This is a genomic window from Gelidibacter salicanalis, assembly GCF_016469035.1.
GTDB lineage: Bacteria > Bacteroidota > Bacteroidia > Flavobacteriales > Flavobacteriaceae > Gelidibacter > Gelidibacter salicanalis_A.
On the sequence record NZ_JAEHJZ010000657.1, the window covers coordinates 1 to 238 of the forward strand.

Annotated in this window: 1 rRNA gene; it reads left to right on the forward strand. The window is 56.7% G+C overall.

Going from position 1 to position 238, the window contains the following annotated elements:
• Nucleotides 1-238: ribosomal RNA gene (locus JEM65_RS24060) — 23S ribosomal RNA — on the forward strand; the annotation flags it as partial.

The following is a 238-nucleotide window of genomic DNA, read 5'->3' on the forward strand; positions in this document are numbered from 1 at the left end:
TCTCCTATTGTGGCGGAGCATCTCTGGTGTAGCATAGGGAGGAGGCTTTGCCGACCGTGAAATACTCCTACGGAGATCGCTCCTCTGCTTACTCGGTTAGGCGGGGTACGGGCACCTTGCGGTGACCGTGTTCTTGAATCAATCGTCGGGACTTTGTTCCCCTCGAGACCCGCTCCGAGGACATTGCGAGGCGGGGAGTTTGACTGGGGCGGTACATCTGTCAAATGATAACGCAGGT